The sequence below is a fragment of the Pseudomonas sp. IT-P258 genome (assembly GCF_949767825.1).
In the GTDB taxonomy this organism is placed as follows: Bacteria; Pseudomonadota; Gammaproteobacteria; order Pseudomonadales; family Pseudomonadaceae; genus Aquipseudomonas; species Aquipseudomonas monachiensis.
The window spans coordinates 233942-254216 of sequence record NZ_CATKPU010000109.1; the positions used below are offsets into that span (position 1 = coordinate 233942).

At 62.5% G+C, this 20275-nt stretch carries 21 protein-coding genes; 9 read left to right on the plus strand and 12 right to left on the minus strand.

The window, feature by feature from the left end; all coding sequences use genetic code 11:
- Nucleotides 1–41: 41 nt before the first annotated feature.
- The 5 genes from ACM6G4_RS28420 to ACM6G4_RS28440 all read right to left on the minus strand — a co-directional run bounded on the left by ACM6G4_RS28420 (nucleotide 42) and on the right by ACM6G4_RS28440 (nucleotide 5239).
- The gene (locus ACM6G4_RS28420) at nucleotides 42–623 is read right to left on the minus strand and encodes a GGDEF domain-containing protein (RefSeq protein ID WP_414915099.1); all 582 of its coding nucleotides are present in this window, start codon (nucleotides 621–623) and stop codon (nucleotides 42–44) included.
- Between the two features lie 74 nt (nucleotides 624–697).
- Complete coding sequence (locus ACM6G4_RS28425; protein WP_414915100.1) at nucleotides 698–1279, minus strand: hypothetical protein; 582 nt, start codon at nucleotides 1277–1279, stop codon at nucleotides 698–700.
- Nucleotide 1280: 1 nt separating this feature from the next.
- Nucleotides 1281–3449, minus strand: coding sequence for a xanthine dehydrogenase family protein molybdopterin-binding subunit (locus tag ACM6G4_RS28430; protein WP_223542573.1), 2169 nt, complete (start codon nucleotides 3447–3449; stop codon nucleotides 1281–1283).
- A 7-nt stretch (nucleotides 3450–3456) separates the two neighbouring features.
- Nucleotides 3457–3912 (minus strand): (2Fe-2S)-binding protein, encoded by a 456-nt coding sequence (locus ACM6G4_RS28435; protein WP_056727666.1) that lies wholly within the window; start codon nucleotides 3910–3912, stop codon nucleotides 3457–3459.
- A 172-nt stretch (nucleotides 3913–4084) separates the two neighbouring features.
- On the minus strand, nucleotides 4085–5239 hold the full coding sequence (locus ACM6G4_RS28440) for an NnrS family protein (protein ID WP_414915101.1): 1155 nt from the start codon (nucleotides 5237–5239) through the stop codon (nucleotides 4085–4087).
- A 367-nt stretch (nucleotides 5240–5606) separates the two neighbouring features.
- On the opposite strand from ACM6G4_RS28440, the gene ACM6G4_RS28445 reads away from it, so the two are divergent.
- A complete protein-coding gene (locus ACM6G4_RS28445; RefSeq protein WP_056727670.1) occupies nucleotides 5607–6110 on the plus strand; it encodes a VOC family protein in 504 nt (167 codons plus the stop codon).
- Between the two features lie 33 nt (nucleotides 6111–6143).
- Entirely contained in the window at nucleotides 6144–6977 is an 834-nt protein-coding gene (locus ACM6G4_RS28450) for a helix-turn-helix transcriptional regulator (protein ID WP_223542575.1), read from the plus strand.
- 207 nt (nucleotides 6978–7184) lie between these two features.
- Here the strand turns inward: ACM6G4_RS28450 and ACM6G4_RS28455 are convergent, their stop codons facing one another.
- Together ACM6G4_RS28455 and ACM6G4_RS28460 are read right to left on the minus strand one after the other, a co-directional pair.
- Complete coding sequence (locus ACM6G4_RS28455) at nucleotides 7185–7772, minus strand: LysE family translocator (protein ID WP_409078785.1); 588 nt, start codon at nucleotides 7770–7772, stop codon at nucleotides 7185–7187.
- A gap of 85 nt (nucleotides 7773–7857) precedes the next feature.
- Nucleotides 7858–9189, minus strand: coding sequence for a PLP-dependent aminotransferase family protein (locus tag ACM6G4_RS28460; RefSeq protein ID WP_409078784.1), 1332 nt, complete (start codon nucleotides 9187–9189; stop codon nucleotides 7858–7860).
- An 89-nt stretch (nucleotides 9190–9278) separates the two neighbouring features.
- Here ACM6G4_RS28460 and ACM6G4_RS28465 point away from each other — a divergent pair, with 89 nt between their 5' ends.
- The 5 genes from ACM6G4_RS28465 (at nucleotide 9279) to ACM6G4_RS28485 (ending at nucleotide 13563) form a co-directional block, all read left to right on the plus strand.
- Nucleotides 9279–10175, plus strand: a complete 897-nt coding sequence (locus ACM6G4_RS28465; protein ID WP_414915102.1) for a DMT family transporter — start codon at nucleotides 9279–9281, stop codon at nucleotides 10173–10175.
- 91 nt (nucleotides 10176–10266) lie between these two features.
- On the plus strand, nucleotides 10267–10887 hold the full coding sequence (locus ACM6G4_RS28470; RefSeq protein ID WP_056727687.1) for a LysE family translocator: 621 nt from the start codon (nucleotides 10267–10269) through the stop codon (nucleotides 10885–10887).
- Nucleotides 10888–11012: 125 nt separating this feature from the next.
- Complete coding sequence (locus tag ACM6G4_RS28475; RefSeq protein WP_056728092.1) at nucleotides 11013–12095, plus strand: bifunctional transcriptional activator/DNA repair enzyme AdaA; 1083 nt, start codon at nucleotides 11013–11015, stop codon at nucleotides 12093–12095.
- Nucleotides 12096–12128: 33 nt separating this feature from the next.
- Nucleotides 12129–12941, plus strand: a complete 813-nt coding sequence (locus ACM6G4_RS28480) for an isocitrate lyase/PEP mutase family protein (RefSeq protein ID WP_056727689.1) — start codon at nucleotides 12129–12131, stop codon at nucleotides 12939–12941.
- Between the two features lie 4 nt (nucleotides 12942–12945).
- The gene (locus ACM6G4_RS28485) at nucleotides 12946–13563 is read left to right on the plus strand and encodes a DNA-3-methyladenine glycosylase family protein (protein ID WP_409078782.1); all 618 of its coding nucleotides are present in this window, start codon (nucleotides 12946–12948) and stop codon (nucleotides 13561–13563) included.
- 116 nt (nucleotides 13564–13679) lie between these two features.
- On the opposite strand, the gene ACM6G4_RS28490 is transcribed toward ACM6G4_RS28485, so the two are convergent.
- From ACM6G4_RS28490 to ACM6G4_RS28500, 3 genes are all read right to left on the minus strand, one after another.
- Nucleotides 13680–14777, minus strand: coding sequence for an extracellular solute-binding protein (locus ACM6G4_RS28490; RefSeq protein ID WP_056727692.1), 1098 nt, complete (start codon nucleotides 14775–14777; stop codon nucleotides 13680–13682).
- A gap of 2 nt (nucleotides 14778–14779) precedes the next feature.
- Nucleotides 14780–15904, minus strand: a complete 1125-nt coding sequence (gene aguA, locus ACM6G4_RS28495) for an agmatine deiminase (protein WP_223542581.1) — start codon at nucleotides 15902–15904, stop codon at nucleotides 14780–14782.
- A gap of 100 nt (nucleotides 15905–16004) precedes the next feature.
- A complete protein-coding gene (locus tag ACM6G4_RS28500) occupies nucleotides 16005–16889 on the minus strand; it encodes a LysR substrate-binding domain-containing protein (protein WP_223441856.1) in 885 nt (294 codons plus the stop codon).
- A gap of 332 nt (nucleotides 16890–17221) precedes the next feature.
- Here ACM6G4_RS28500 and ACM6G4_RS28505 point away from each other — a divergent pair, with 332 nt between their 5' ends.
- Nucleotides 17222–17710, plus strand: coding sequence for a GFA family protein (locus ACM6G4_RS28505; RefSeq protein ID WP_223542582.1), 489 nt, complete (start codon nucleotides 17222–17224; stop codon nucleotides 17708–17710).
- 51 nt (nucleotides 17711–17761) lie between these two features.
- Here ACM6G4_RS28505 and ACM6G4_RS28510 read toward each other — a convergent pair whose 3' ends face one another.
- Nucleotides 17762–18370: a tRNA-(ms[2]io[6]A)-hydroxylase gene (locus tag ACM6G4_RS28510; RefSeq protein ID WP_223542583.1), complete on the minus strand. Its 609-nt coding sequence runs from the start codon at nucleotides 18368–18370 to the stop codon at nucleotides 17762–17764.
- Between the two features lie 162 nt (nucleotides 18371–18532).
- On the opposite strand from ACM6G4_RS28510, the gene ACM6G4_RS28515 reads away from it, so the two are divergent.
- On the plus strand, nucleotides 18533–19396 hold the full coding sequence (locus ACM6G4_RS28515) for a universal stress protein (protein WP_056727703.1): 864 nt from the start codon (nucleotides 18533–18535) through the stop codon (nucleotides 19394–19396).
- Between the two features lie 111 nt (nucleotides 19397–19507).
- On the opposite strand, the gene ACM6G4_RS28520 is transcribed toward ACM6G4_RS28515, so the two are convergent.
- Nucleotides 19508–19978 carry a DUF1289 domain-containing protein gene (locus ACM6G4_RS28520; RefSeq protein ID WP_056727706.1) on the minus strand — a complete coding sequence of 157 codons (471 nt, stop codon included), beginning with the start codon at nucleotides 19976–19978 and terminating at the stop codon, nucleotides 19508–19510.
- Nucleotides 19979–20275: the final 297 nt, after the last annotated feature.

The following is a 20275-nucleotide window of genomic DNA, read 5'->3' on the forward strand; positions in this document are numbered from 1 at the left end:
GCGAGCCTGCTCGCGAAGAGGCCCGCTAATACAACACCGCCCTAACGGCTCATCACCCGCTCGGCCTCCTCAAGCAGCTCCTCGATTGAGTCATGAACAATGGGGTCATATTCGACCTGGGTAACGCTGAACCGAATGTCATAACTGCGATGCGCCGTGGCGTTGCGCTCATCGAGCATCTCAGCGAGCCGTGCCTTGATCGCCGCAATCTCCACGGCGCTGGACCCGGTCAGCAGCGCCACGAACCGGTCGCCGTCGAGTCGGCCGACCACATCGTTTTCACGAAAGCCGATCCGCAGGACATCGGCGAACGTCCTGAGTGCGTCGTCACCTTTGTCCCGGCCATACAGATAGCAGATGAGCTTGAATTCATCGAGGCTGAAGTACAGCAGCGTCGCCGGGGTCTCCAGATGTCGACAGACGTCCAGCCCGAGTTGGGCCAGAGCGATGAAACCATGGCGATTGGACAGCAGCGTCAACTCGTCCATGCTCGCCATCTGCACCCCTGCCAGTTCTTGTTCTGCCTGGCGAGCCAGTTCGCGCAAGCGTTCACGCTCTTGCTGTGGCGTGAGCAGCGGGTTGGCTGGTCGGCCCGATTTGCCTGTTTTACCTGAGATCAACATCGTTCACTCCCTTGGCGGGTATGTACGTTAGAGTCGCCCATACCCACATTGACTCCCTGTAAGCGTGCCGCTGGTCAGCTACCCGCCACCGGACACGGTCCTCCCGCATCGGCCCAGCGCTTGAACCGGGTGACGAAAATATCGTGAGGAACCGGCACCGGCGCGCGATTGCCGCCGGGGTTCCAGCCCCACAGCACCAGCTTGTCGTCGCTGACGTGCTTGATCAGCGCGGCAAAATCCCGATCGCCGTTGCTGGAGCGATCCTTGATCATCGCGCACAGCCGGTCGGCGGGCAGGCCGATCCAGGCCATGCGGTGCGCGGCCGCAGGCAAACTCCAGTGCGGCGCACCCGGTGGCGCGTGAGGTCCGTAACTGGCCGGTGGATTGCTTTCGGCATGACATGTGGCACAAGGCAACCCGGCCGAGCCCTTGCCGTCCATGCCCCGCACGACATTCATGGCATGGGGAACGCCGGCATCGAATTGCAGCGGCGATTCCCCGGGAATGTGGCAGTTCTGGCAACGGGGGCTCTGGAAGACCTTCTGCACAGTATCGAACGCCTGCAAGGCCTCGCGGTCATCGGCGAACACGTGGGAGGCGTAGGCGACGAGAACGATCAGGATCACCGTCCCAAGCAACCAGTGATGTCGTTTCATCTCACACCCCCGACAGCTGCAAGGGCAGCTCCCGCAGGCGCTGCCCGGTCAAGGCAAACACCGCGTTGGCCACCGCCGGCGCCATGGGTGGCACACCGGCCTCGCCGATACCCCCGGGTTTGTCGCTGCTGGGCACGATATGCACTTCGACCACAGGCATTTCGTTGAGCCGCAGCACCTGATAGTCGTGATAGTTGGACTGCACCACCTGCCCGTCCTTGAGCGTCAGCTTGCTGTGCAAGGCGAAGCTCAGGCCAAAGGTAATGCACGACTCCATCTGCGCGGCGATGCTCTGCGGATTGACCGCAATACCGCAGTCCACCGCACAGACCACCCGGTGCACGCGGATGGCGAGGTTGTCCTGGGACACCTCGGCCACCTGGGCCACGTAGCTGCCGAACGACTCATGCACCGCCACACCCAGGGCGTGGCCGTCCGGCAGTGGCGCCGTCCAGTTGGCCTTCTCCACCGCGAGGTTCAGCACACCGAGGTGGCGCGGATGGTCCTTGAGCAAGGTGCGCCGATATTCCACCGGATCCTTGCCGGCCGCCGTGGCCAGCTCATCGATCAGCGACTCCATGACAAACGCGGTATGGGTGTGCCCCACCGAACGCAGCCACAACACGCTGATGCCGGTTTGCGGGGAGTGCAGTTCGATCTGGTGATTGGCCAGTCCTTCGAAGTAAGGGCTGTCGGCCACGCCTTCGACGGAGGTCTTGTCGATCCCGTCCTTGACCATGGTCGCTTCAAGCGAGGTCCCGGCCATGATCGACTGTCCGACCATCACATGTTTCCAGGCCAGTGGCAGACCGTCGGCGCCCACCCCGATAAGCGCATGGTGCAGGAACGCCGAGCGGTAATAGCCGCCCCGGATGTCGTCCTCCCGCGCCCACACGGTTTTCACCGGCGCACCGGCGGCCTTGGCGACATACACCGCTTCACTGACGAAATCCGACGTCGGATTGGCCCGGCGCCCGAAGCCGCCGCCGAGAAACTCGGTATGGATCACCACCTGTTCCGGTTTGAGACCGGTGATTTTCCCGGCGACTATCTGGTCCAGGGTCTGGAACTGGGTGCCGGTCCAGATTTCGCATTTGTCCTGGGTAATGCTCACCGTGCAGTTCAGCGGTTCCATCGGCGCGTGGGCCAGATACGGCACACTGTATTCAACGTCGATCCTCCTGGTCGCTTTCGCCAGCGCAGCCTGGGTATCCCCCGCCTGACCGGCGTTGGTGCCTGAGGTGGTGGCGAGTTTGCGGAAGCTTTCCAGCAGCGCCTGGCTATTGAGCCCGGCGTTCGGTCCCGGATCCCACTCGATTTTCAGCGCATCGCGCCCCAGCTTCGCCGCCCAGAAATGATCGGCAATCACCGCAATACCCGTCGGTACTTGCACCACTTTGTGCACCCCCGGAATCGCCAGCGCTTCGGCGCCCTCAAAGGATTTGACGCTGCCGCCGAAGGTGGGTGAGCGGGCGACCATCGCAGTCATCAGCCCGTCAAACTGCACGTCCATGCCGAATTTCGCACGGCCAGTGATTTTTTCCGGTGTGTCCAGACGCTTGGTGGGCTTGCCGATCAGCCGCCAGTCTTTCGCGTCCTTGAGCTTGATCGAAGCCGGATCTGGCCGTGGCAACTGCCCGGCGTCATCGGCCAATTCGCCATAGGTGGCACGGTGTTCACCGGCAATAACCACCCCCGATTCGGTATGAATCTCGGATGGCGCGACGTTGAAACGCTTGGCCGCCGCTTCGATCAACATCAAGCGCGCCGCCGCGCCGGCCTGGCGATAGCGGTCGAACTCCATCCAGGTGGACGTCGAGCCGCCGGTGATTTGCATCCCGCCAAAGCCTGGCAGGCCGTAGTCGGCGGCCGAGGCCGGGGAATGCTCGACGCGGATTTTCGTCCAGTCGGCGTCCAGTTCTTCAGCGATCAGCATGGTCAGGCCGGTCCAGATGCCCTGGCCCATTTCCGAGTGGCCGAGCAACACGGTGACACTGTTGTCGTTGCCAATGCGCAGGAAGGCGTTGGGCGCAAACACGTTGCCCTGGTTCTCCGCGCCCATGGCGAAACGGTGCGCACCGGGCATGGCAAACGCGACCACCAGTCCACCGCCCAGCACGGCACTGCCCTTGAGAAAACCACGACGGGATAATGCATTGATGATGTTCATGGCCACCTCAACCCAGCTCGGCGGCGCGTTTGACCGCCGCACGGATCCGCGGGTAAGTGCCGCAACGGCAGATGTTGCCGGACAGCGCCTGATCGATGTCGTTGTCGGTTGGCTTCGGAATCTTCGCCAGCAATGCCGCCGCCGACATGATCTGCCCGGACTGGCAGTAACCACACTGAACCACGTCAAGCTCCGCCCAGGCCTGTTGCACCGGGTGCGAGCCGTCCGCGGAAAGGCCTTCGATGGTGAGAATTTTTTGCCCATGGGCCACGGCCGTGGCCGGTGTGATGCACGAGCGCAGCGGCGCGCCATCGACGTGTACGGTGCAAGCCCCGCATTGGGCGATGCCACAGCCGAACTTGGTGCCGGTGAGGTGGGCAACATCGCGCAAGACCCAGAGCAGCGGCATGTCGGCGGGGACATCCAGCTCCTGATCCTGGCCATTGATGTTCAGGGTCAGCATGGCGCAGTTCCTCAGACTCAGGGTGATCTGAAGGGGCGTCGCTGCGGCCTTGTAAAACCTGCGCGCGCCTCAGGCTATCCCTTCAGCTAAGCGCAAATTTGCCGGCAGGCCGTGGCGCATCGACCACCGGTCATGAAAAAGCCGCCTCGAAAGGCGGCCCTGAAGGTCTTGGCTAGAGCCTCGGCCCCAATAAAATGCCGGTGTAGCGCCAGACAAAAACACCGAAAGCGCTACACCACAGCAACGCCGACAGCGCCAGGCCATGACTGGAAAACGGCACCAACCACACTCGAAGTACACCCGCCAGCAGCAACAGGGAAAACCCCGCGACGATCGCTTTGGACGGCTGCAACAAGCGCCCGGTATGCCCCAGGCTGACCCGGGCGATCATCGCCAGAACCAGCCCGCCGATGCCGCCGACGGCCAGCGCATGGGTGGCCAGGCTTTGTTGCGGCATCCAGCCCAGGTGCCACAGCGCCATGGCCAGCGTCGCCACCGCTAGCCAGGCGTAAGCCAGGTACAGCGACCACAGCAGCGGCACGCGCCACAGGCCGCGATCATGCCAGCGCCACAATCGCAGCAGATGCAAACCGCTGATCAACGCAAACATCAGCGCCAGCCACACCCGTGGGACGTCATTCAAACCGACGGCAAAGGACACCGCTGCCAGCATGGCGCTGATCAGCAACACCTTGCCCGGCAATGGATGGGCAGCAGGCGTTGCGGGACGGTTCAAGCCGCGCGGGATAAAAAACGGAATCACCCGTCCGCCGATCACGCTCATCAGCGCGCCCACCAGCCACAAGGCAGCCAGCACGCCATGACGTTGCAGATTGGCGTCTTCAAGGGCGAGCCCCAGCAACGTCAACGCCTGACACCCGGCCAGCAGCGTCACCATCAACAGAATCGGATAATTCTCGCGTTTGCCCGCCGCCAGCAGATCGCGCCCCAACGCCCACGCCAGCAACGGCAGAAACGGAACCTGCAAGGCCAGCAGCCAGGGCGCAGGTATCGGCAGGCACCAGGCCAGCCGTGCCAGCAGCCACACCAGCACCAGGCCGATCAGCGGCCAACCCTTGAGCCCTGGCCGGCCGGTCCAGTTGGGCACCGCCGTGAGCAGGAACCCGGCAATGATGGCCGTGGCAAATCCGAAAGGCATTTCATGTCGGTGCCAGGCGAGCATGCCGCCCACCGGCTGCGCACCGGGCAAGCGGCCGTACAGCCACAAGGCCCAGATCGCGATGGCGAGGGCCGCGAACCCGGCCCCCGCCAGAAAGAAGGGGCGAAAGCCCAGGCTGAAGACTGGTGCAACGGCAAGCCGACGCATCAAGCCACCACTCGAGCCGGGAACTGGCTCAGGCGATACGCGCCGAGCATACGGCTCGACCATTGAAGAACGTTCCGAGGGTTGCTGAAGAAGTTGAACATTGTGCGTACTCCTGAAGGCGTTCAGTTGCACCTTTACCTCTTCAAGTCCCGTGCCAGCTTTTTGCCCCTTTAAATCCAGGCACTTGCGCATATACGAGTCATAACGACCCACGGCAAAAATAGTCTGTTTGACTCCACTTAAAGTCATTTTGACTACCGTCACGCTACCCTGCGGCAATTTTCTCGATCTACGGTACGGCCAGACGACCAGAGGCTGACTACGCTGAAAGTCCGGAACATGCGTTACCTGCAGAGGAGCTGGCGCCATGCTACGCGTACAAAAACTCACGCCCTGCCTGTGGTTCGACGATCAGGCCGAAGAGGCGGCGAAATTCTATTGCTCGATCTTCGACCACTCGAAAATCACTGCCATCACCCATTACGGCCACGCCGGATTCGAGTTCCACGGCCGGCCCGTGGGTTCGGTCATGACCGTCAGCTTCGAGCTCGACGGGCAGAGTTTCACCGGCCTCAACGGCGGGCCTTTATTCAAGTTCAGCGAAGCGGTTTCGTTTCAGGTCAATTGCCTGACACAGGATGAAGTCGATCATTACTGGGGCAACCTGTCGGCCGGTGGCGCGCCCGAAGCCCAGCAATGCGGTTGGCTCAAGGACAAGTTCGGGCTGTCGTGGCAGATCGTCCCCGTCGCGATGATGGACATGATCAAGGACCCCGACACGAAGAAATCCCAGCGGGCCATGCAGGCGATGATGCAGATGAAAAAACTCGATATCGCCACACTGCAACGAGCCTTTGACGGCGAGAGCTAATACACTCGGGCGCTGACCTGCCGAGGAGTGAGCATGAAGCACGCCGTTGCCAAGAACGCCGACAAGGCCCCGCGCTTCTGGCGTGATGATGCCCTGCCCTTCATCGAAGCCCGCTCCATCGCCGACGGGCGCGAAGTCTGCTACACCCGGCACGCCCACGAGCACTTTTCCATCGGGGCGATCACCGCCGGGCGCAGTACTTATCTGCATGAGCAGTCGGCGTTCGAGGTCGGCGTCGGCACGGTGGTGCTGATGAACCCCGGCGACGTCCACGCCTGCAACCCGATCGAAGACCAACCCTGGTCGTACCTGATGCTGTACGTCGATACGCCATGGCTGACCGATTTGCAGCATCAGCTCGGCTTCAGCGATGACGCGGCGTTTCGCCGCTTCTCGCTGACCCACACCCGGGACGCCCAACTGTTTGCCGGCCTCGCGGGCTTGCATGAGGTGCTGGTCGATCCCCAGCAGGACGTGCTGCGCAAACACAGCGTGGCCGTGGAGTTCTTTACCGAGGTTCAGCTACGACTCAACCCGGCCAACCCGCCGCTGCGCGAACCCAATTTCAAGCTGGAACGCGCAGCCGATTACATCCGCGACCACTGCACGCAAACCCTCAGGCTCGAAGACATATGCGAGGCGGCGCAACTGTCACCGTCCTACCTGATCCGCGCCTTCAAACAGCATTACGGCATGACGCCCCACGCGTTCCTGGTGAACCGGCGCATCCAGTTCGCCCAGGATCAATTGCGCAGCGGCAAGCTGATCGCGGACGTGGCACTGGAAGCGGGGTTCGCCGATCAGGCGCATTTTCAACGGGCCTTCAAACAGCATCTGGCGGCTACGCCGGGGCAGTATCGGGGGTGAAGCGTTGTATGAGTCTGTGGCCTTACAGAACCTGTGATTTGGTTGAACCTGCGGCGAGGGAGCTTGCTCCCGCTCGGCGGCAAAGCCGTCGCAAAACCGGCATGCAAGATTTGTCTGAAGGAAAGCGGGGCCGCTTCGCAGCCCAGCGGGAGCAAGCTCCCTCGCCACAAAAGCTGTAACTTCGCCACAAAACCGTGGTGACTGCCGTTACGGCAACACCAGATACACCGCACTCACCACCAGCAACAACGCCATGGCGCGATTGAACAGGCGCATACCCGCCGGGTTGTTCAGGAAGCCGCGTAAAAACGTCCCGGCATACGCCCAGCAACCGACCGACACATAACAGATCACCAGATAGATCGCGGCGAACTGCCAGACCAGGCGCGCCTCGCCATCGGCGACGAACGCGCCCATGCCGGCCACGCAGGCCAGCCAGGCCTTCGGGTTGAGCCATTGCATGATGGCGCCATACAGCATCGATGGCGACTGGGCCGACTCACTGGCCTGCACCTGCCCATTGTCGGCCGCCAGCTTGTAGGCCATGTACAACAGAAAGGCCACCCCCGCCCATTGCACCACCTGGGTCAGTGCCGGCCAGCGTTGCAACACCTCATGCAGGCCCAACCCCATCAGCACCAACAGCAAGACAAACCCCAGCGTCGCCCCGGCCACGTGACGCTGGCTGGCCCGGAAACCAAAGCGTGCGCCGGAGCTCAACGCCACAATGTTGACCGGCCCCGGCGTGATGGAAGCGACCAGCGCAAACGCCGCCATGGACATCATCAGATTCATTGCACACCTTCTTCCATCGGATTGAACAAGGCCCCAAGGTAAAGAGCCCAGCGGCTCGCGTATTGAAGAAAACTGCCCTGCAGCGCTATGAGTAATAGCCAACGATCTTTTCAACCTTGCCCAGGGCAATACGCAGCGAGTCCATGTCTACCGAACCCAGGGCCAGGCGTATCGCGTGCGGTACATAGGCCGAAATCGCAAAGGGCTCGGCCGGCGACACCGACACCTGCTCGCGCATCAGCGCCATGGCGATCTGGTCGGCCCGGGCGTCTTCCGCCAACGGCAGCCAGATGAAATAAGAGTTCGGGTGGCTGACGGTCCTGAGCCCGGCCAGCACCTCGCGGGCCAGGGTTTGCCGGGCCCGGGCATCCGCGCGTTTTTGCGCCTCCAACTGGCTGACGGTGCCGTCGTCGAGCCAGGCCGTGGCGATGGCGGTCATCACGCCCGGGGTGTTCCAGGTGGTCGCCATGATCGTGCGCTCGAAGGCGGCGACCCATTGCGCGGGTGCGGCGATGAAACCGACGCGCAGCCCGGTGGCGACATTCTTCGACAGGCCGGACACGTACACCGTTCTCTCCGGTGCCAGCTCGGCCAGCGGTGGCGGTACGTCTTCGGCCAGGAACGCGTAGGCAGCGTCCTCGATGATCGTCAACTCATGCCGACGCGCAATCGCTACCAACTGCTCGCGCTGATCCAGATCCATCACCCAGCCCAGCGGGTTATGCAAGGTCGGCATCGAGTACACGGCCCGTACCGATCGGCTGCGGCAGAGTTTTTCCAGGGCAGGCAAATCAGGCCCGGTATCGGTGACCGGAATCGGCAAGACTTCCAGATGCAGGGTTTCGGCCAAGGTCTTGAAACCGGGATAGGTCAACGCATCGGCGGCAATTACATCGCCGGGCTTGAGCAGCGTCATCATCGCCACCGCCAGGCCATGCTGGGCACCGCTGACGATCAACACCTGCTCGGCCGGCACGCTCAGCCCGCGGTCAAGCAGATGACGCGCGACCGAGGCCCGCTCATGCAGGCGTCCCGCGTGGGGCTGATAGCGCAGGAGCGATTCCAGGTCCCCGGACAACGCCAGCTGACGCAAGGCCATGCGCAACAAGTCGGCCTGACCGGGCAATGACGGGTAGTTGAAATTCAGGTCGATCATCCCCGCCGCCACCACGTGCTGCGAGATGCCCTGCCCCGGCGGCAGCGAGGTTTCCCTGACAAAGGTACCGCGCCCGGTTTCGCCGCTGACCAGGCCCATGCCCTCCAGCTCGGCATACACCCGGCTGGCGGTGACCAGCGCCAGACCGTGCTCGGTGGCCAGTTGCCGGTGAGTCGGCAGGCGCGTGCCGGGCGGCAGACGCCCGGAGCGGATGTCGGCGGCAAAGGCATCCACCAGGGTTTTGTAGCGGGATCGAGGCATGTCGAGATGTATCCATGACAATTTTTTGATTGTATCGATAGTCGCTCATAGGATGAGTTTCGTGCAATCAGACAATGAGCGTGAGCCAAATGGAACGGACTTCGAACCTGCAACACCGGACGCTGGAAAACAGCACCAGCGGCTGGATCAACGGCCTGATCGGCGTGGTGATCTTCAGCGGCTCGCTGCCGGCGACACGGGTGGCGGTGCTGGAGTTTGACCCGGTGTTCCTGACCGTCGCACGCGCGACCATCGCAGCGGTCCTGGCGCTGTGCCTGCTGTGGCTGTTCAAGGAAAAACGCCCGGCGCGCCAGCAACTGATACCGCTGCTCATCGTTGCCCTGGGCGTGGTCATCGGCTTTCCCCTGTTGACCGCGCTGGCGCTGCAATACGTGACGTCCGCGCACTCGATCGTCTTCGTCGGCCTGCTGCCCCTGGCGACAGCGGTGTTCGGCGTCCTGCGCGGCGGCGAGCGGCCACGGGCGGCGTTCTGGATTTTCTCGGTGCTGGGCAGCTTGCTGGTGGTCGGGTTTGCCCTGTCCCAGGGGCTGACCGCTTCCCCCCAGGGCGACATCCTGATGCTGCTGGCCATCCTCGCCTGCGGCCTGGGTTATGCCGAAGGCGCGAAGCTGTCGCGCACCCTCGGTGGCTGGCAGGTGATCAGCTGGGCGCTGGTGCTGTCGCTGCCGGTCGTGGCGGTGCTCAGCTGGATGCGCATGCCGGCCTCGTTCAGCGGCATCAGCACGCCGGCCTGGTTCAGCCTGGCTTACGTCTCGCTGTTCAGCATGCTGATCGGTTTCGTGTTCTGGTATCGCGGCCTGGCCCAGGGGGGCATCGCCGCCGTCGGGCAATTGCAGCTGCTCCAGCCGTTTTTCGGGCTGACGCTGGCCGCCACCCTGCTGCATGAACATGTCAGCATCGGCATGCTGGGTGTCACCGTCGCCGTGATCCTCTGCGTCGCCGGGGCGAAAAAGTTCGCCAGATAGCCCTGTGTACGGTGGTTTGCGCCCATGACTGTATGGGTCTGGCCACCGCTGAGCCGTGATAAAAATAGCGCTCTTGCTACAGGAGCCCACCATGGACCTCGCCACCCTCACCCTGTTCCTGCCGGCCTGCTTCGCCCTCAACATGGCACCCGGCCCCAACAACCTGCTGTCGGTCAGTAATTCGACCCGCTATGGCTACCGCACCGCGTGTGTGGCGGGGATCGGCCGGCTACTGGCGTTCGCCGGGATGATTGCCCTGGCCTCGGCGGGGCTGGCGGTGGTGTTGCAAACCTCCGAGCTGCTGTTCTACGCGATCAAGATCCTCGGCGCGGCCTACCTGTTCTACCTCGCCTGGCAATTGTGGCGCGCCGATCCGGGCGTAGAAAACGTCGTGGCCTCAGCCCCCGTGGGCACGCTGGCGCTGGCCCGGCAGGAGTTCCTGGTGGCGGCCGGCAACCCCAAGGCCATCCTGATCTTCACCGCGTTCCTGCCGCAATTCGTCGACTCGACCCACGCCATCGGGCCGCAATTCGTGGTGTTGGGCGCGCTGTTTCTGGTGCTGGAATGGATCGCCATCGGCGCCTACGCCTACATGGGCCTGCACATGCGCCGTTGGTTCGCCAGGCCGTCGGGCAAGCGGATGTTCAACCGTTGCTGTGCGGGGTTACTGTCGGCGGCAGCTTCGGTGCTTCTGATGGCCAGACGCGCCTGAAGTCGATATTTTCCCCATGTGAGCGCGCTTGCTCGCTCCCACATTGACTCGCAGTGATCAAAGGAGCGAAATTCACTGTCGATTCTCCGGTGGAGGTCGCCCATGACGCGATCTATGCTGCGCCCATGAACCTACAGAAAACGCTGCTTCCACCCCGTGCCGAGATGGTTCGCGCCATGCTCGAGCGAGACACCTCCTACGAGGGGGTGTTCTTCACGGCGGTCAAGACCACAGGCATCTTCTGCCGCCCCGGCTGCACCGCCCGCAGCCCGAAGCCTGAGAATGTCGAGTTCTTTGCCAACGCCGAACAATGCCTGGCGGCGGGCTATCGCGCCTGCCTGCGCTGCAAACCGCTGGACACCGCCGCCAGCGCGCCGGACTGGGTGCAGACACTGTTCAAATCGCTAGACGCCGACCCGGAGCAGCGCTGGACCGACGCCCAACTACTGGCCCAAGGCATCGAACCACTGAAACTGCGCCGTTGGTTCAAGCAGCATTTCGGCATGACCTTCCACGCCTGGCTGCGCGCCCGACGCCTGGGCATGGCGTTGGGCGGGATCAGACAGGGCGACTCCATCGACGACGTCGCGTTCGATTCGGGCTACGAGTCCCTGAGCGGATTTCGCGATGCCTTCCAGAAATCGTTTCACATCACCCCGGGCCGCGCGGCCAACAGCGAGCCGCTGCTGTTCACGCGCCTGACCACGCCGCTGGGACCGATGATCGCCATGGCCGAGCGGCGTGGACTGGTGCTGCTGGAGTTTCTCGGCCAGGCCTCGCTGAACCCAGCGGTCGAAGCGCTGCAAAACCGTTTCGGTTATGCCGTGGCACCGGGGCACAACGCGCATTTGCAGCAGATCGAAGAACAATTGTCCGCGTATTTCGCCGGCACGCTCACTGAGTTCAGCGTGGCCTTGCACATGCCCGGCAGCGAGTTCTCCCGCCGGGTCTGGGCCGAACTGGCGAAGATCCCCTACGGCCGGACCACCACCTACGGCGCCATCGCGGCGAGCCTGGGCAAGCCAGGTGCCAGCCGGGCGGTGGGTCTGGCCAACGGGCATAACCGCTTATCGATTGTCGTGCCCTGCCACCGGGTGATCGGCGCCGACGGCTCGTTGACCGGCTACGCTGGAGGCCAGCCACGCAAGGCGTTTTTGCTCAGGCTGGAGAACGCGGCGGTGCAGCTCACGGAGCAACTGGCGTTCTGATCCCCACGACTTTTTCAAAAGGAAGGAAACCCGATGGACAGGCTCGACAATCAATTGCACCAACTGCATCACGAGGGTTTGCTGATCCTCACCAACGTCGCCGATGCCGCCGGGGCGCGGTTGGTAGAACAACTGGGCAACAAGGCCGTAGCCACCAGCAGCGCGGCAGTGGCCTGGGTGCATGGTTATCCGGACGGCAACACCCTGCCCCTTGAGCGCCTGGTCTCGACGGTCGAGTCGATTGCCCGGGTCATTTCGGTACCGCTGACCGTGGACATCGAGGCCGGTTATTCCGATGACCTGGAACGGGTGACCCAGGTGGTTGATGCGGTGATCGCCGCCGGCGCTGTCGGGATCAACATCGAAGACGGTTCCTCACCGCCGGAGTTGCTGGTACGCAAGATCGAAATCGCGCGCCAGGTGGCCGACCGGCGCAACGTGAACCTGTTTATCAATGCGCGCACCGATGTTTACCTGCGGGGCCTGGTGCCCGCCGAAGATCGCGTCGCCGAAACCCTCAGGCGCGCCGCGCTGTATCAGGCCGCCGGTGCCAATGGCCTGTTTGCCGCCGGCGTTACTGCAGAGTACGAGATCAAGGCGTTGTGCCAAGGAACCTCGCTGCCACTGAATGTGCTGGGGTTCCCCGGCCTGCCGTCCCCCGAAGCGCTTGAGGCACTCGGTGTACGCCGCCTGACCGCGGGTTCAGGCATCGCCGAATTCCTCTACGGTGCCATGGCCGGCATCGCCAAAAGCTTTCTGCAAACCGGCAAGTTCGATAGCCACGACCTGAAGGCCTTGACCTACGGCGAAGTGAACGCCCTGCTGCAACCGTCCGGGAAAGCCTGAGCCCATGGTCGACGGCTATCAGGCGGCCAGTGCGTTCCTGGCGGCCATCGATGATGACTGGCGCCGCCACATCGACGCCATCGGCCCGTGCCTGCACCAGCCGCATGCGGCACATGATCCGTATGAGTCGCTGGTGCGGGCGATTGCCTATCAGCAACTGCATGCCAAGGCTGGGGATGCGATTGTCGGCCGGTTGCTGGCGCTGTTCGGTTCGGGTTCGTTTCCCAGGCCGGAACAGATCGTCGCCACTGATTTCGACCGACTGCGCAGTTGCGGGTTTTCCGCGAGCAAGATCGCGACTATCCAGGGCATCGCACAGGCGTCGCTGGACGGCGTGGTGCCGGATTACGCCACGGCGCTGGCCATGGACGATGAAGCGCTAATCGAGCGCTTGATCACCCTGCGCGGCGTGGGTCGCTGGACCGTGGAGATGCTGCTGATCTACAGCCTGGAGCGGCCGGATATCCTGCCGGCCGATGATTTTGGTGTGCGCGAGGGTTATCGACGACTCAAGGGCCTGGAGATGCAGCCGACGCGCAAGCAGATGATCGAGATCGGGTTGGCGTGGAGTCCCTACCGGACGGTGGCCTCCTGGTATTTGTGGCGGGTGCCCAACCGTTAGACCACATCGCGGTCCCTGTAGGAGCTGCCGAAGGCTGCGATCTTTTGATCTTGATCCTGAAAAACAAAATCAAAAGATCGCAGCCTTCGGCAGCTCCTACAGGGGTCGGCTTGACCTCACAACCCCGACTTCAACCGACTGAACGCCCGGATCAACGCCCGGTTGAACGCCTTGCCATTGTCATTCTTGCTGTACAGCGAAGCCCTGACCGCCGCCGGCGGATACGTCCCCGGATCGTTGCGAATCGCCGGGTCGACCAGGGCGTCCGCCGCCGTGATCGCATTGGCGTAATGGATAGTGTCGGTGATCGGCGCGATCACTTGCGGGATCATCAGGTAGTCCATCAATGCCAGGCCGGCCTTCGGGTGCGGCGCATCCTTGGGAATGACCATGGCATCGAACCAGATCAACGTGCCCTCCTTCGGAATGCGGTACTTGAGCGAATACGGCTTGCCCGCCGCCTCGGCCTGGCCCGCCGCGATGGCCACGTTGCCGTTCCACGACATCGCCACGCAGGTGTTGCCGTTGGCCAGGTCGCTGATGTTCAGGTCGTTGTCGAAATAGCGAATGTACGGCCGAATCTTCGCCAGTTGCTGCTCGGCCAGCTTCAGGTCATCGAGGTTCTGGCGGTTGATGTCCAGGCCCATGTACTTCATGACCGCCGCAAACACTTCGTTGGGATCGTTGAGCAGGCTGACCCCGCAATCGGCGAATTTCGACACCACGGCCGGGTCGAACAGCATCGCCCAACTGTCGGTCGGCGCGTCGGGCAGCCGCTGTTTGACCGCCTGCTCCTGATAACCCACGCCCGTGGTGCCCCAGGCGTAGATCCCGGCATGGCGGTTGCCCGGATCGAACACCGCCATGTGCTGGCGGAACTCCTCGCCGACCCCGGCGAAATGCGGCAGTTGCTGCTTGTCGACCGGCTGCACCGCGCCACTCTCGATGGCCCGGGACAGATGCTGCCCCGCCGTCAGCACCAGGTCGTAGCCACTACGACCGGTCAGCAGCTTGGTCTCGACGGTTTCCAGGGAGTCGAAGTGGTCGACCACCACATGGATGCCGGTTTTCGCTTCAAAATTCTTCAAGGTGTCCGGGGCCAGGTACTCGCCCCAGATGTACAGGTTGACCACCGGTTTGGCGGTGTCGGCGGCCTGCACACACAGGGGTGCAAGCACCAGCAGTATTGCTTGAGTCAGTTTGTGCAGGCCCACGGTCACGCTCCTTTCTTGTTGGAGTGGGGGGCGGCGTACTGCGGCATGGTGATGCACGCGACGTTGCCGCCACCGAGAAGGATTTCCCGGGAGTTTTCGATGCCGACGATGCTGTGTTTCGGGAACAGCTCGGCCAGGGTCGCCAGCGCCACCTTGTCGTTGCGATCACCGAACAGCGGCACCACGATCGAACTGTTGCCGGCGTAGTAGTTGATGTACGACGCGCAGATCTTCGTCCCGGCCTGGCGGGTATGGGTGCTGTCCTGCTGGTCCAGGCCTTCGGCTTCTTCGGCGGTCCACTCCAGCACATCCGGCTGCGGCAGCTTGTGCACGATCAATTCGCGGCCGCGACTGTCGCGGGTGCTGCGCAGGATGTCGTAGGCCTCCTGATAGATTTCCCACTGCGGGTCGTCGCGGTTGTCGGTCCATTGCAGCACCACTTCACCGGGGCGCACGAAGCACGCGAGGTCGTCGACATGGCCGTCGGTTTCGTCGAACTTGCAGCCCCGTGGCAGCCAGATCACCTGCTCGGCGCCGAGGTAATCGGTCAGGCGACGGGTGACTTCGTCCTTGCCCAGGTGCTGGTTGCGGTTGCGGTTGAGCAGGCATTGCTCGGTGGTCAGGATGCTGCCCTGGCCGTCGCTCTGGATACCGCCCAGTTCGGCGATCAACGGCGCGCGATAGCGGTCGAAGCGCTCGATTTCGAGGATCTTGCTCGCGATCTGGTCGTCCTTGTCCCACGGGTAGTACAAGCCGCCATCGAGGCCACCATACGCGTTGAATTCGAAGTCGACGCCGCGCACTTCGCCGCTCTGGTCATTGACCACGAAGCATGGGCCGCTGTCGCGGAACCAGGTGTCGTTGCAGGTCATTTCCACCACGCGCACTTGCGGCGGCAGTTGGCGACGGGCGGTGGCGAACTGAGCCGCCGAGGCGCAGACGGTGACCGGTTCGCTCATGGAAATGGCGGTGACGATCTGCACCCAGACTTTCTGCGCAGGCTTGGCCCCGTTGCGCCAGACGTCGGTGCGCTCCGGCCAGCCGAGCCAGCAACCGGACTTGGTTTCGAATTCGCCGGGCAGACGGAAACCGTCCTGTTTGGGAGTGGTGTCGAGCAAGCGGGCCATGGTCAAACCTCTTCAACGGGGATTGGAATGACCACAGGCTAAGGGCGTTGGCGACTGGCTCGCCAACGATGATTATTTCGGAATACTTGAATCTAACTCATCAATCGAGCAACTGATCGTTGAACCACTCCAGCATCTGCGCCACCGCCGGGCGCTCCAGCCGCAGCCGCTCGCACACCAGTGCGTATTGCCCCAGCGCAGTCATGCTCGACGTAAACGGCCGTACCAGCCGCCCACTGAGCAAATCTTCCTGGGCTGTGAGGTTGTCGCCCATGGCCACGCCCTGCCCTTGGGCCGCGGCCTCCAGTGCCAGCCCGGCGTGGGCGAAATACAGTTGCCGGTCGGGGCGCTGGTCACCGGCATGGCTGGTGAGCCACGCGGTCCAGGTCTTGCCGTCCTGGTCGTCGTGCAGCAGACAGTGGCGAGCCAGGTCCTTCGGGGTTTTCAAGGTGCCCTGGTTGAACAGGCCGGGACTGCACACCGGGAAGAACTGCAACGCCGGCAGCGGCCGGACGAAATACGCGGAGCTGTCCACCGGGCCGGTGCCGTAGGTGATCGCCAGGTCGATATCTTCTCCGGGCGCCGTGGCGTCGATCGGCTGTTCGTACAGATGCAAGGTGATGTGCGGGTAGCGCGCGTAGAAATCCGTGAGCCGGCTCATCAGCCACTTTTGCGCAAGCTCGGCGGTGACCGCCAGACGCAATACCGCCAGGGATGAAGGGTCGCGCAGTTCATCGCAGGCATCGCCGATCAGTTCGAAAGCCTGCTGCAAGCTCTGCATCAGGCGCCCGGCAGCCAGGGTCGGGCGAATCTGCCGACCCTCGCGCACGAACAGCGGCACGCCGAGTTGCTCTTCGAGCTGGCGAATCTGGTGGCTGACCGCGCTGTCGGTGACGCACAACTCAGCCGCCGCCCGACCGAAATGGGCGTGGCGGGCGGCGCATTCGAAGGTTCGCAGGGCGGCCAGGGAAGGTAAACGTCGCATCAGGTCATGTCCCGGTTTCGAGGGGGACATGCTGGATTGGCTGGCGGTGGCTGTCCAGCGGGACCGCGTTATCGTTCTTCGACTTGCTCGTGAAAGGGCCAGCCCATTCACCACCAACCCACCTGCCCATCACCTTCCCTTATGGACCATGACATCCACCCGCACCCGGCGCATGTTGAACCCTCAACCGCTGGGCCGGCAAGAAGCAGGTGTTCGCGCAAACCGGTGATCAACTGAAACTGGTGGCGACCGGCGACGCGATCCTGGTGCCGGTCGAGTAGCCCTGACGGTCTAGGCTGTCCGGGGTACGTTCCAGACAGCCGGAGGCTCCCATGCAACTCGAAGGTTCCTGCCATTGCGGCGCGGTGTCGTTCAGTTTGACCAGCGTCCACCCCTACCCTTACCAGCGCTGCTACTGCTCGATCTGCCGCAAGACCCAGGGCGGCGGCGGTTATGCGATCAACCTCGGTGGCGATGCCGCCAGCCTCAAGGTTCGCGGACGCAAACACATCGCGATTTACCATGCGCGACTCAAGGAAGAAGGCGACAAGCGCGCCCACAGCAGCACCGCCGAGCGGCATTTCTGCTCGGTCTGCGGCTCGGGCCTGTGGTTGTTCAGTCCGCAGTGGCCGGAGTTGATTCACCCGTTCGCCTCGGCCATCGATACACCGTTGCCGGTGCCGCCGGAACACACGCACCTGATGCTGGGTTCGAAGGCGCCGTGGGTAGAGGTCCAGGCGCAGCCTGGAGATCTACAGTTCGATCTGTACCCCGAAGAGTCCATCGCGCAGTGGCATGAACGCTTGGGTCTGCGTTGCTGATGGCCCCTTCGACTTGCTCGCGAAGGCGTCCGCCAGAACAACACCGAATAATCAGGCCGCCGCCGGCACACCACTATGAAAACGGAATTCCACGTCCGGCGACTCGATCAGTTCCTGCTCGGCGGCGCGGACCCTGTCGATCACCTGGGCGATGTCCTTGGCGTCTCCATATTGATAAGCCAGCTTCAGGTAACCCTGGAAATGCCTGGCTTCGCTCTTGAGCAAGCCGAAATAGAACTTGCCCAGTTCTTCGTCCAGATGCGGCACCAGCGCTTCGAAACGCTCACAACTGCGGGCCTCGATGAACGCGCCCACCACCAATGTGTCAACCAGCTTCACCGGCTCGTGACTGCGTACCACCTTGCGCAGCCCCGACGCGTAACGCCCGGCGGACAGCTGGCGCAGTTCGATCTTGCGCCGTTTCATCAGGCGCATGACCTGTTCGTGGTGCACCAGCTCTTCCCGGGCCAGGCGCGACATCATGTTGATCAGATCGACGTGAGAGTGATACTTGGCGATCAGGCTCAACGCGGTGCTCGCGGCCTTGAATTCGCAGTTCTTGTGGTCGATCAGCAGGGTTTCCTGATCGGCCAGCGCGGCCTGGATCCAGCCGTCGGGGGTGCGGCAGCCAAGGAACTCGTGAATTTCGGGAAGGATCATGGGGCTCACGGAAAAATAGGTTCAAAACGAAGGGCGCCGATTATACCGGCCTGCCCGCAGACCACCAGTCGCCAACCGTTGATATGCATCAAGTCCCCGAATCGCAGACAGCAACTATAGTTGTGCAACGCCGTGCTTTTTTATTTTCAGGAGATCCCGCACATGCAAGCCATTCGCAGCATTCTGGTGGTCATCGAACCCGAGCACTCGGAAAGCCTGGCGCTCAAACGGGCCAAACTGATTGCCAGCGTGACCCAGGCACAGTTGCATCTGCTGGTGTGCGACCGCAAGCATGATCACAGTGGCATGCTGGGTGTGCTCAAGGCCGCATTAACGGAGGACGGCTACGTCGTCACCACCGAGCAGGCCTGGAACGAGAGCCTGCACGAAACCATCATTGATGTGCAGCAAGCCGAAGGCTGCGGTCTGGTGGTCAAGCAGCACTTCCCCGACAGCCCGTTGAAAAAAGCCCTGCTGACCCCAGAGGACTGGAAACTGTTGCGGTCCTGCCCGACTCCGGTGCTGCTGGTGAAAACCGCCGGTTCATGGAAAGACAAAGTGATTCTGGCAGCCGTCGACGTCGGCAACACCGATCTCGAACACCGCCACTTGCACGACACCATCATTGATCATGGCTATGACATCGCCACCCTGGCCAAGGCCCACTTGCACGTGATCAGCGCCCACCCGTCGCCCATGCTGTCGGCGGCCGACCCGACGTTTCAACTCAGCGAAACCATCCAGGCGCGCTATCGCGAACAGTGCAAGGCGTTCCAGGCGGAATTCGACATCGACGATGATCACCTGCACATCGAGGAAGGCCCGGCGGACGTGTTGATTCCGTTCATGGTGCACAAGCTGCAGGCGGCGGTGACAGTGATCGGTACCGTGGCACGTAGCGGGTTATCAGGGGCACTGATCGGCAATACGGCGGAAGTGGTGCTCGATTCGGTCGAGAGCGACGTGCTGGTGCTCAAGCCGATGGAAGTGGCGGATCATCTTGAGGAGATTACCGACAAGCATTGAGATCTTTGCTGTTTGGCCGGACGCCATCGCGAGCAAGCTCGCTCCCACAGAGGATTTGTGAACGATACAGATCCCCTGTGGGAGCGAGCTTGCTCGCGATGCTTTTAAGGGCTACCCACCAAAGGCATCTTTCAGGAACCCCGGCGCAATGTAGCGCTGGTAATGGGCTTCGGAGAGCAGGAAAAATTCCCGATCAATGGCGTCGCGCAATTCCGGCAGGTTCCACTCACGAAACTCCGGCAGCAGCACCATCCCGTAGGCTTCCAGGTTGTTGATCACCCGCGCGCCTCGCGCAATCAACTGATAGGCCCAGCAATATTCCGACTGATGGGGCACGAAGCGGATCTTGCGTTGCTCCAGCTGCATTCTGAGCAGCGCCGGATCGAAAATTTCCACCTTGGCGGCCATCACCTGGGACAGCAACTGCTCAAGACGCAGCCATACCGCGCGCTTTTCTTCCTCGTTGTAACCGTTCCAGTGGATCACTTCGTGGTGGAAACGCTTGCAGCCACGGCACACCAGGTCACCGTAAACGGTGGAGCAGAGGCCGACGCAGGGGGTCTTGATGGTCTGATTGGGCATAGATAGGCAAAAACGCGAGAAAGCAGAACAGGCCCGCATGTTAGCCCTTTGTCGGCCATTGATCACCCCTCAAAGTTCAGGGCCCATGGAGAATCGGGCTCTGCTGAGCGCCTCCACCAAAGTCCAATAAACACTGACTTACCTTTAATTTTTTTTTGCCGTAGAATCAGCCTGCCTTTTTAGGCGCCAATGTCCGTTAGAAGCTGTTTTCAAAGCGTCACGAGCACAGTCGTTCCTTCAGAGCGGTGTTGGCGAGGGGTTTTTCCAGCGGGGAAAAGCCCAACGCCAACCCTCATC